This is a genomic window from Micromonospora sp. NPDC049089 (assembly GCF_040648775.1).
Taxonomy (GTDB): Bacteria; Actinomycetota; Actinomycetes; order Mycobacteriales; family Micromonosporaceae; genus Micromonospora.
The window spans coordinates 19076-29532 of the sequence record NZ_JBEZEH010000070.1 but is presented as its reverse complement, the minus strand read 5'-3'; the positions used below and the strand labels follow the sequence as shown (position 1 = coordinate 29532).

The 10457-nt window shown below is 73.0% G+C and carries 8 protein-coding genes and 1 pseudogene; 5 read left to right on the top strand and 4 right to left on the bottom strand.

Annotation, left to right across the window (positions count from 1 at the left end; genetic code table 11):
* The coding region (locus tag AB0B48_RS14585; protein ID WP_357200921.1) for an FAD-dependent oxidoreductase at positions 1 to 1295 on the bottom strand (1295 nt) is incomplete at its 3' end.
* Between the two features lie 276 nt (positions 1296 to 1571).
* Here AB0B48_RS14585 and AB0B48_RS14580 point away from each other — a divergent pair.
* From AB0B48_RS14580 to AB0B48_RS14570, 3 genes are all read left to right on the top strand, one after another.
* Positions 1572 to 1928: a YciI family protein gene (locus tag AB0B48_RS14580; RefSeq protein WP_357200918.1), complete on the top strand. Its 357-nt coding sequence runs from the start codon at positions 1572 to 1574 to the stop codon at positions 1926 to 1928.
* 2 nt (positions 1929 to 1930) lie between these two features.
* Positions 1931 to 3139, top strand: coding sequence for an RNA polymerase sigma factor (locus tag AB0B48_RS14575; protein ID WP_357200915.1), 1209 nt, complete (start codon positions 1931 to 1933; stop codon positions 3137 to 3139).
* A gap of 66 nt (positions 3140 to 3205) precedes the next feature.
* On the top strand, positions 3206 to 4339 hold the full coding sequence (locus tag AB0B48_RS14570) for a glutamate--cysteine ligase (RefSeq protein WP_357200912.1): 1134 nt from the start codon (positions 3206 to 3208) through the stop codon (positions 4337 to 4339).
* Between the two features lie 27 nt (positions 4340 to 4366).
* On the opposite strand, the gene AB0B48_RS14565 is transcribed toward AB0B48_RS14570, so the two are convergent.
* Together AB0B48_RS14565 and AB0B48_RS14560 are read right to left on the bottom strand one after the other, a co-directional pair.
* On the bottom strand, positions 4367 to 6151 hold the full coding sequence (locus AB0B48_RS14565; RefSeq protein WP_357200909.1) for an N-acetylglutaminylglutamine amidotransferase: 1785 nt from the start codon (positions 6149 to 6151) through the stop codon (positions 4367 to 4369).
* A gap of 136 nt (positions 6152 to 6287) precedes the next feature.
* Entirely contained in the window at positions 6288 to 6719 is a 432-nt protein-coding gene (locus AB0B48_RS14560) for a MarR family winged helix-turn-helix transcriptional regulator (protein ID WP_357200906.1), read from the bottom strand.
* Positions 6720 to 6816: 97 nt separating this feature from the next.
* Here AB0B48_RS14560 and AB0B48_RS14555 point away from each other — a divergent pair, with 97 nt between their 5' ends.
* Positions 6817 to 8595 (top strand): ABC transporter ATP-binding protein, encoded by a 1779-nt coding sequence (locus AB0B48_RS14555; RefSeq protein ID WP_357200903.1) that lies wholly within the window; start codon positions 6817 to 6819, stop codon positions 8593 to 8595.
* Positions 8596 to 8642: 47 nt separating this feature from the next.
* On the opposite strand, the gene AB0B48_RS14550 is transcribed toward AB0B48_RS14555, so the two are convergent.
* A complete protein-coding gene (locus tag AB0B48_RS14550) occupies positions 8643 to 9443 on the bottom strand; it encodes a TetR family transcriptional regulator (protein WP_357200900.1) in 801 nt (266 codons plus the stop codon).
* 109 nt (positions 9444 to 9552) lie between these two features.
* On the opposite strand from AB0B48_RS14550, the pseudogene AB0B48_RS14545 reads away from it, so the two are divergent.
* A pseudogene (locus AB0B48_RS14545) lies at positions 9553 to 10422 on the top strand (ABC transporter ATP-binding protein); the annotation flags it as partial.
* Between the last annotated feature and the right edge of the window lie 35 nt (positions 10423 to 10457).

Genomic DNA, 10457 nt, shown 5'->3' with positions numbered 1-10457 from the left:
CGTTCACCGGCGCGCACCGCGCCCTCCAGATAGCCACTCCAGCGGGTGGCCGTCTCGGTGCCCGCCCAGTACACCCGCCCCACCGGCGTCCGCAGGTGCGGGCCGTACGTCCGCCAGGTGCCCGGGGTGAGCGCACCGGAGAAGCAGCCCCTGGTCCACTCGTCGGCGGACCAGTCGTACTCGACGAGATCCACCGGGTCCTCCGCTCGTGGCCCGACCACGTTGGCGAACGCTTCCAGCAGGCATCGCCGACGCCCGGCGGGGGACATGCCGCGCAGCGTGGCGGCGTCGGTGGAGTAGCTGAACCCGGTCAGCACCCCGATCGGCGAGGTCGGGGTGGAGTTGTCGACCGTCTCGGTGAGCGGACCGGCGCTGGTGGTGGCGACCCCGGAGCACCCGTCGGCACGCCAGAACGGCTCCGGGTAGACGGCGTGCACCTTCAGCGCCGAACCCATCGGCATGCGCTGGGTGAGCCCGTCACGCAGCGGGGGCAACGGCGGGTCGTACCGGATCCGGCCGGCCAGCGCCGGGGCCAGCGCGACCACCACGGCGTCGCCGTCGACGCGCCCGGTGTCGGTCCACGCCGTCGCGCCGTCGACTGTCTGTTCGATGGCCCGCACCGGCGCGGCCAGCGTCAGCGCGCCCGGCGGTAGAGCGGTGGCCATCCGTTCGGCCAGCGCCGGCGGCCCGCCCACGATCCGGTCCTGCTGTGCCCCGCCGGACATCCCTAGCAACGGTCCGGTCCCGCCGGCACTGCGCAGGTAGAACAGCAGGTGCAACAGGGACAGCTCGTCCGCGCCGGTGGCGAGCAGACCGCCGGCGAGCACCCGCCCCAGGTAGTCGGCGGTGTCGTCGTCCCCGGCCGTGGCGGCGAGCCACCCGCCGAGGGTCGTCCGGTCCCACAGTGCGGCCTCCGGCGTCGCCCAGGGTTCGGCCGGGTCCAGTCGTGCGGCGTACTCGTCGAGCAGCCCCAGCACCCGGCCCACCTGCGCCGGCGGCTCGGCCCGGCGCGCACCGGCCCAGAGCACTGTGGGCGCGCCGGTCGATGCCGAGGCGAAGGTGGCCAGCCCGTGCTCGGCGACCAGCGCGTACATCCGGTCCTGGGTCGGACCGATCCACTGCGCGCCCAGGTCGAGTTGCGTGGGCTCGGGCAGCCACCGGGTCAGCACCCGACCCCCCACCCGGTCGCGAGCCTCCAACAATCGCACCTGGGCCCCGGCTCGGGCGAGCGCCAGCGCGGCGGCGAGCCCGGAGAAGCCGGCGCCGACCACGACCACCCGCAAGCCGTCGGTCACACCGGGGTCTACCCAGAACCGTCGCAGGCATGGCTACCGGCTCCGATCGCGGCACCGGCGGACCGCACCCCCGTCCTTCGTCCTTTGCTCTGCACCCGCCGACGCACCACCCGGGCCTGGGCACCGTCGCCTCCGCGGGTGCAGAGCAAAGGGCAGGCCAACACCGGGGCCGGGTCGGCCGCCGAGAATTTTCCGCCGGCCTGTCGATCTGGGCGGCGGCCGATCGTGTGGAGGATGAGAGGTCGGCGACGGGCCGACCGTCCGTGAGGAGGAACCATGGCGCGCTACCTGCTCAGCATCCACCAGCCGCAGGGTGAGCTGCCGCCGGAGCCGGAGTTCCTGGCCGGGGTGATGCGGCAGCTCGGCGAACTGCGCGACGAGTTGGCGTCCACCGGTTCGTGGGTCTTCGGGCAGGGCCTGCACGGCCCGGAGACCGCCACCGTGCTGCGGCCCCGCGACGGCGACGTGCTCATCACCGACGGACCGTTCGTGGAGGGCAAGGAGTACCTGGGCGGCATCACCATCATCGACGTGCCGGACCTGGACGCCGCCCTGCACTGGGGTCGCCGCTACGCGCTGGCCACCACCCTGCCGATCGAGGTACGCCCCTTCCACGGCGGGGCCGGCGACTGACAGTGCCCGACGTGGAGGCGGTGTTCCGCGCCGAGTACGGCCGTGCGGTCGCCGTCCTGGTCCGCCTCCTCGGCGACATCGACCTCGCCGAGGAGGCCGTCCAGGAGGCTTTCGTGGTCGCGGTGGCGCGCTGGCCGACGACCGGCCTGCCGCCCAGTCCGGCCGGCTGGATCATCACCACGGCCCGGAACCGGGCGATCGACCGGCTGCGCCGCGACGCGTCCCGGGTCGACCGGCACGCCCAGGCGGCTCTGTTGTTCGCCGTCGACAGTCCCGTCGAGGAGGGACCGGTGCACGACGACCGGCTACGGCTGATCTTCACCTGTTGCCATCCGGCGCTCGCCCCGAGCACCCGGGTCGCCCTCACCCTGCGGCTGCTCGGTGGCCTGAGCACCGCCGAGATCGCCCGAGCCTTCCTGGTGCCGGAGCCGACCATGGCGCAACGGCTGGTCCGCGCCAAGTCGAAGATCCGCAACGCCGGGATCCCGTACCGGGTGCCCCGCGACGCTGACCTGCCCGACCGGCTGCACGCGGTTCTCGCGGTGCTCTACCTGATCTTCAACGAGGGGTACACGGCCAGCGCCGGCCCGCACCTGGTCCGGACCGAACTGTGCGCCGAGGCGATCCGGTTGACCCGGCTGCTGGTCGAGCTGATGCCAGACGAGCCGGAGGCGCTCGGCCTGCTCGCGTTGATGCTGCTCACCGAGTCCCGCCGCGACGCGCGGACCAACGCCGAGGGTCAGCTGGTGGCGCTGCCGAGCCAGGATCGGGCCCGGTGGGACGCCGAGCTGATCACCGAGGGGCAGGCGCTGGTGCGCCGCTGCCTGCGCCGCGACCGGCCGGGCCCGTACCAGATCCAGGCCGCGATCGCCGCCGTGCACAGCGCCGCGCGGCGCGCCGCCGACACGGACTGGGCGCAGATCCTTGCGCTGTACGACCAGCTGACGGTGGTCGCCCCCAGCCCGGTGGTGGCGCTGAACCGGGCCGTCGCGTTCGCCGAGGTGGCCGGACCGGCGGTCGCGCTGATCGAGGTGGACCGCCTCGACCTGGTCGGCTACCACGTCTACCACGTGGTCCGCGCCGACCTGCTGGCTCGGCTCGGCCGGGGCGGGGAGGCCGTCGAGGCGTACCGGATGGCTGTCGCCCTGACGGACAACGAGGCCGAACGGGCCTTTCTCACCGCACGTGCGACGGCCCTGGCAACGCCCTGAGGGCGCGTTTGCCGCAGGGGCGGCCGGGAATCCGAGGCTCCGCCGCAGCAGTGGATGGGAGGGGCCATGGCGTACCGACCGACCGCCGTCGACACCGCGCCCGACCTGTCCACCCTCACGCTCGGCGTGGAGGAGGAGTTCCTGCTGCTCGACCCGGACAGCGGCCGGAACCTACCGGTGGCCGACCAGGTGCTCGCCGCGCTGCGCGGCCCCGCCCGGGAGCAGAGCCGCCAGGAGTTCCGGCACAGCATGGTGGAGATGGTCACCCCGGTCTGCGCCGACCTCACCGAACTGCGCGCGCACCTGGTGGCGTTGCGCCGCTCCGCCGCCGACGCGGCCACGGCGGCCGGGGCTCGGCTGGTGGCGGTCGGTGCCACCCCGGTGGCCGAGCCGCACCGGACGGTCCCCGACGAACCGCGCTACCACGCGATGTCGCGCCGGTACGGGCCGGTGGCCCACGACCCGGCGGTGTGCGGCTGCCACGTGCACGTCGGCCTGCCCGACCGGGAACTGGCCGTGCAGGTCTGCAACCACCTGCGGGTGTGGCTGCCGGTGGTGCAGGCGATCACCACCAACTCGCCGCTGCACGACGGGTACGACACCGGGCACGCCAGTTGGCGCTCGATGCAGTTGGAACGCTGGCCCAGCATCGGACCGACGCCGTACTTCGACTCCGGCGCCGACTACGACAGCACCGTCGACGAGCTGATCGCCGCCGGGATCATGCTCGACGCGGCGATGGTCTACTGGTACGCCCGGCCGTCGTCTACCTACCCGACGGTGGAGGTGCGGGTCGGTGACGTCTGCACCGAGGTCGACGACGCGGTGCTGGTCGCCGCGCTGGTCCGATCCCTCGTCGCCACCCTCGCCGACGACGTACGCGCCGGGGTGGACGCGCCGAACGTCCGGGACTGCCTGGTCGCCGCGGCGCACTGGCGGGCCGCCCACGACGGTCTCGACGGCGAGCTGATCGACCTGCGTGCCGGTGGTACCCGGCCCGCCTGGGCGCTCGTCGACGAGATGATGGCGGTGATCGCTCCGGCCCTGCTGCGCCACGGCGACCTCGGGTACGTGTTGGCGCAGCTCGCCCGGCTGCGTCGCGACGGCACCGGCGCCACCCGGCAGCGGCGGGTGCTGGAGCGCGCCGGAGAGCTGCGCGTGGTCCTCGACGATCTGATCGCCCGCACCGCCGCCAGCTGACCGGCCGCCCGTCACGGCCCACCGGGGTCAGCGGATGTCGTGGGTCTGGAGCCACAGCTCCAGCAGGCCGAGTTGCCACAGCTTGTTGCTGCCGGCCGCGGCCTCCGCCCGGTCCGGATCGGCCAGCAGATGTGCCACGTACTCCGGGCGGAAGAGCCCGCGCTCGCGCGCGGCCGGCGCCTGCAACGCCTCGGCGACCAGCTCGCGCACCGGGCCGTCCACGTTGCGCAGCGCCGGCACCGGGAAGTAGCCCTTGGGCCTGTCGATCACCTCGGCCGGCAGCACCTCCCGGGCGACCTCCTTGAGCACGCCCTTGCCACCCTGGCCGACCTTGTGCTCCGGCGGGCAGTGCGCGGCCAGGGTGACCAGGTCCTGGTCGAGGAAGGGTGTGCGCACCTCCAGACCCCACGCCATGCTCATGCTGTCCACCCGTTTGACCGGGTCGTCGGGGAGCATCAGGTGGGTGTCCAGCCGCAACACGGCGTCCAGCGCGGTCTGCGCCCCGGGCGCGGCGAGGTGCCCGGTGAGCAGGTCCCGGCTGGCGTCGTGCTCCAGCGCGTACGCCGGGCCGACGATGCGGCGCAGCTCGTCGTGGTCGCGGTCGAAGAACGCGGCGGCGAACGTCTCGGCGGCGCCGTGCCGGGGTGCCTCGACCAGTGGCTGGTGGTAGCCGTAGCCGGCGAACACCTCGTCGGCGCCCTGCCCCGACTGGGCCACCTTCACGTGCTGCGCCACCTGCTCGGAGAGCAGGTGGAAGGCGACCACGTCGTGGCTGCCCATCGGCTCGGTCATCGCCAGCACGGCCCGTCGGACGGCGGGCACCAGGTCGTCGTCGGCCAGCCGGATCCGGTGGTGGTCGGTGTCGTACGCGCGGGCCACCAGGTCGGAGTAGTGGAACTCGTCGCCAGACTCGCCGTCGCGGCTGTCGAAGCCGATGCTGAACGTCCGCAGGTGTTGCTGGCCGGCCTCGGCGAGCAGCGCCACGATGAGGCTGGAGTCCAGTCCGCCGGAGAGAAGCACCCCCACCGGCACGTCGGCGACCAGCCGTCGGCGTACCGCCGCGCGCAGCGCGTCGCCGATCGCGGCCCGCCAGTCGGCGGCGTCCATCCCCGCGTCGGCGGGCTCCCGCAGGTAGTCGGGTCGCCAGTAGACCTCCTCGCGGCTGGCCCCGTCGGCCTCGATCACCCGCAGGGTGGCCGGCGGGAGCTTGCGCACGCCGCGCAGCACGGTCCGCGGCGCGGGCACGATGGAGTGCCAGGACAGGTAGTGGTGCAGCGCCACCGGGTCGATGCCGGTGTCGACGTCGCCGGCGGCCAGCAGCGCGGGCAGGGTGGAGGCGAACCGCAGCCGGCCCGGTGTCTCGGCGAGGTAGAGCGGTTTGATGCCGAGCCGGTCGCGGGCCAGGATCAGCCGCCGCCGGACCCGGTCGACCAGCCCGATCGCGAACATGCCGACCAGGTGGTCGACGAAACGCTCACCCCAGTGGGCGTACGCCACCAGGATCACCTCGGTGTCGCTGGTGGAGTGGAAGGCGTACCCGGCCCGGCGCAACTCCTCGCGCAGCTCCGGGTAGTTGTAGACGCAGCCGTTGAAGACCAGCGCCAGGCCCAGGTCGTCGCGGACCATCGGCTGCCCGCCCGCTTCGGACAGGTCGATGATGGTCAGTCGACGGTGCCCGAGGGTCACCCAGCCCTTGGCGAACAGGCCCTCGTCGTCCGGCCCTCGTGAGCGCATCGCCTCGGTCATCCGGGTGACCGCCGCCGCGTCGGGCGAGCGACCGTCGAATCGCGCCTCCCCGCTGATCCCGCACATCAGCCGGGACGGTGATGGGTCAGGGCAGACATGCGCGTCCTCCTGTGGCGTCTCCCCGACTGGTGGTGGCGGGGGCCCCGCCGTGCGAACGGGGGGCGCAGGTTACCCGGGTGTGGGGCGGGCAAACCCACAGGTCTCAGGTACGCAGGGTGCGCAGGATGCGGGCCAGTTCGGCGCGGTCGGTGTCGTCGAGGTGGCCGAAGAAGCGGTCCGCCTCGGCCCGGCGCGCGGCCCGGATGGCGGTGCTGACCCGGTTGCCCTCCTCGGTGAGCGCGACAAGGGTCGCCCGACGGTCGGCCGGGTCGGGCCGGCGTTCGACAAGCCCTCGGGTCTGGAGGTCGTCGACGACCTCGGTCGCCGAGCGGGGCGCGATGCGCAGGTGCTCGGCGAGGGTGCCGGGGCGTACCTCGCCGTGCCGGGCCAGCACGCCGAGGGCCCGGGACTGGCTGGGGGTGACGTCCCAGGGCACCAGTGAGTCCCGGGTCTGCCGGCGCAGACGGGACGCCACCGCCCAGAACGTCTCCGCCAGGCTCTCGTCGTCGGCGCTGTCGACGGTGTGCTCGGTCACCGGAATACGGTAGCAGCAGATGTGGTTGCTACCTCATGATGAGGTAACCTCAGCAATATCGCCGACGAAGGGTAGTGCCCCCTTGGAACCCACCCCCATGGGCCGCGACCGCGGCCACCGCACCCTCAGCGCCGAAGAGAAGACGCAGGCGCGTCAGGTGTCGCTGCGCCGCATCGGCCACCTGTTCACCCCCCACCGACCCGCGCTGGCCGCCGTCATCGCGATCATCGTGGTCTCCTCGATCATCGCGATGGCCACCCCGTTCCTGCTGCGGGCCGTGATCGACCGGGCCCTGCCGCAGGGCGACGTGACGCTGCTGGTCTGGCTGGTCGTCGGCATGGTCGCCGTCGCGGCGGTGACCTCCGCCCTCGGCGTCGTGCAGACCTGGATCTCCACCCAGGTCGGCCAGCGGGTCATGCACCGGCTGCGCACCGACGTCTTCAGCCACCTCCAGCGCCAGTCACTGGGCTTCTTCACCCGCACCCGCACCGGCGAGGTGCAGTCCCGGATCACCAACGACATCGGCGGCATGCAGTCGGTGGTCACCTCCACCGCCACCGCCGTCGCCGCCAATCTCACCACCGTGGTCGCCACCACGGTCGCCATGGTCGCGCTCTCCTGGCAGCTCTCCCTGGTCTCGCTCGTGGTGCTGCCGCCGGCCATCTGGCTGACCCGGCGGGTCGCCCGGATGCGCCGCGAGATCACCGCACAACGGCAACGCGAACTCGCCGACCTCAACGTCACAGTGGAAGAAGGGCTCTCGATCAGTGGCGTACAGCTGGCCAAGACCCTCGGCACCGGCCCGGCGCTGATCGACCGGTTCACCGCCTCCTCGGCCCGACTGGTCGACCTGGAGCTGCGCAGTGAGCTGGCCGGCCGCTGGCGGATGGCCTCGATGAGCATCATCTTCGCCGCCGTACCGGCGGTCATCTACCTCGCCGCCGGGCTGCCCGGCACCGCCGGCACGCTGAGCATCGGCACCCTGGTCGCCTTCACGGCCCTGCAGGGCGGCCTGTTCCGACCGTTGATGGGCCTGCTCAACGTGGGCGTCTCGCTCACCGCCTCGCTGGCGCTCTTCGCCCGGATCTTCGAATACCTGGACCTACCGGTCGACGTGGCCGACCCCACCGAGCCGGTCCACCTCGACCCCGCCCGGGTACGCGGCCACCTGCGCCTGGAGGACGTCACCTTCGGCTACCCGGGCAGCGACACCGCCGCCCTCGCCGGGATCACCCTCGACGTGCCCGCCGGCACCAGCCTCGCCCTGGTCGGCGAGACCGGCTCCGGCAAGAGCACCCTTGCCGGGCTGGTCAGCCGGCTGCACGACCCGACCGCCGGCCGGATCACCGTCGACGGCGTGGACCTGCGCGACCTGCGCCTGGCCGACCTGGCCGCGATCGTCGGCGTGGTCAGCCAGGAGACGTACCTGCTGCACACCACAGTCCGGGAGAACCTGCGCTACGCCCGCCCGGAGGCCACCGACACCGAGATCGAGGACGCCGCCCGCGCCGCCCAGATCCACGACCTGATCGCCGGGCTGCCCGACGGGTACGACACCATGGTCGGCTCACGTGGGCACCGGTTCTCCGGCGGTGAGAAGCAGCGCCTCGCCATCGCCCGGACGCTGCTGCGCGACCCGCGCATCCTGGTCCTCGACGAGGCCACCAGCGCGCTGGACACCGAGACCGAGCGCGCCGTACAGCGGGCCTTCGACGTGCTCGCCCAGGGGCGCACCACGATCACCATCGCGCACCGGCTCTCCACCGTGCGCGAGGCCGACCAGATCGCGGTGCTCGACCACGGTCGGATCGTCGAGGCCGGCACTCACGACAGCCTGCTGGACCGCAACGGCCGCTACGCCACGCTGGCGGCCTGAACGCCGAATCACAACCGTCTCGAAACAGTCTCGCAACTGTCTCGTTATTACGCGGTCAGGTGGCGGTAGACGGTGGCCCGCGAGACGCCCAGCTCGGCGGCGATGGCGTCCACCGAGTGGGTGCCCGCCGCGTGCATCCGTCGGGCCGCCTCGACCTGCTCCCGGCCCAGCGCGGGCGGCCGCCCCGGACGCCGACGGCGGCTTCCCGCGCCGCTCGCCGGCCCGCTGGCCGCGCCCGCCGGCAGCGTCGGGGTCGCGCTCCCGAGGGTCGCGTCTGAGTGCGGCTCGGCCGCGGGGTCCGCAGGCAGCGGGGCCAGCAGTCGGCGTACGCCGTCGAGCATGTCGGCGCGCAGCACCTCGTCGGACACGTCGGTGAAGAAGACGATCGGATCGCTGCACGCCGCGACCGCCTGCACCGCCCGGACCCGCTCCCGACGCCCGGCGTCCGGGCCGGCGATGAGGTCGTTGGCCCGCATCGCGATCACCATCAGGCGGTGGTACGTGTCGCCCCGGCCGACCAGCGCGATGTCGTGGAAGAGCATGCCGAGCGGTCGGCGATGGGCGAGCATGACGTCCACCCAGCCCTCCAGCACCGTCCACCGGGCCAGCTCGGTGGGCTGATGCTGGGCCGAGTCGAGCAGCGCCTCCAGGTCTGCCACCAGGGGCTCGACCAGGGCGGCGAGGAGGTTCTCCTTGGCCGGGAAGTGGTACAGGATCGCGGTCTTGGTGAGCCGCAGCCGCTCGCCGATCTGGCGCAGCGAGGTCCGCTGGTAGCCGTGTTCGGCGAACAGGTCGAGCGCGGCGCGCAGGATCCGGGTACGGGTGTCGTCCGCGGGATCGGCGGTCATGCCGGCCAGCCTAGCGACGCCCTGACCGGTGGGCACCATCACCGTTGATTCGACTGACCGTTGGTCAGTACAGTGGTGACGGTCGACGTAACCAACGGCAGGAGGGGCCATGCCCGTCATCTCGATCGGCAACCTGGTCAAGACGTTCGGCGCGATCCGGGCACTCGACGGGTTGGACCTGCAGGTCGAGCAGGGGGAGGTGCACGGTTTCCTCGGGCCCAACGGCTCCGGAAAGTCCACCACCATCCGGATCCTGCTCGGGCTGCTCCGCCGCGACTCCGGCGACGCCCAGGTGCTCGGCGCCGACCCGTGGCGCGACGCGGTCCGCCTACACCGCCGACTGGCGTACGTGCCGGGTGACGTCAACCTCTGGCCGAACCTTACCGGCGGGGAAGCCATCGACCTGCTCGGTCAACTGCGCGGCGGCCTCGACCGCCGCCGCCGCGACGAACTGCTGCACCGCTTCGACCTGGACCCGACCCGCCGTTGCCGCACCTACTCCAAGGGCAACCGGCAGAAGGTCGCCATCGTCGCCGCCTTCTCCTCCCCGGTGGAGCTGTACGTGCTCGACGAGCCGACCTCCGGCCTCGACCCCCTCATGGAGGCGGTGTTCCAGGACGAGGTCCGGCGGGTCAAGCAAGCCGGCGCCACGGTGCTGCTCTCCAGCCACGTGCTCGCCGAGGTCGAGGCGCTCTGCGACCGGGTCAGCATCATCCGCGAAGGCCGAACCGTCGAGTCCGGCACCCTCACCGAGCTGCGCCACCTCACCCGCACGGCGGTGACCGTCGAGACCGCCCGCCCGGTCACCGGCCTGGACGCGCTGCCCGGTGTGCACGACGTGCACGAGGTCGACGGCCGCACCCACCTGGAGGTCGAGCCCGCCCACCTGGACGAGCTGCTCGGCCAGCTCATCCGCTTCGGCGTCCGCGCGCTGACCAGCACACCACCCACCCTGGAGCAGCTCTTCCTCCGCCACTACGGCGACGACCCCGCCGCCGCTGCTGGGTCGGTCGC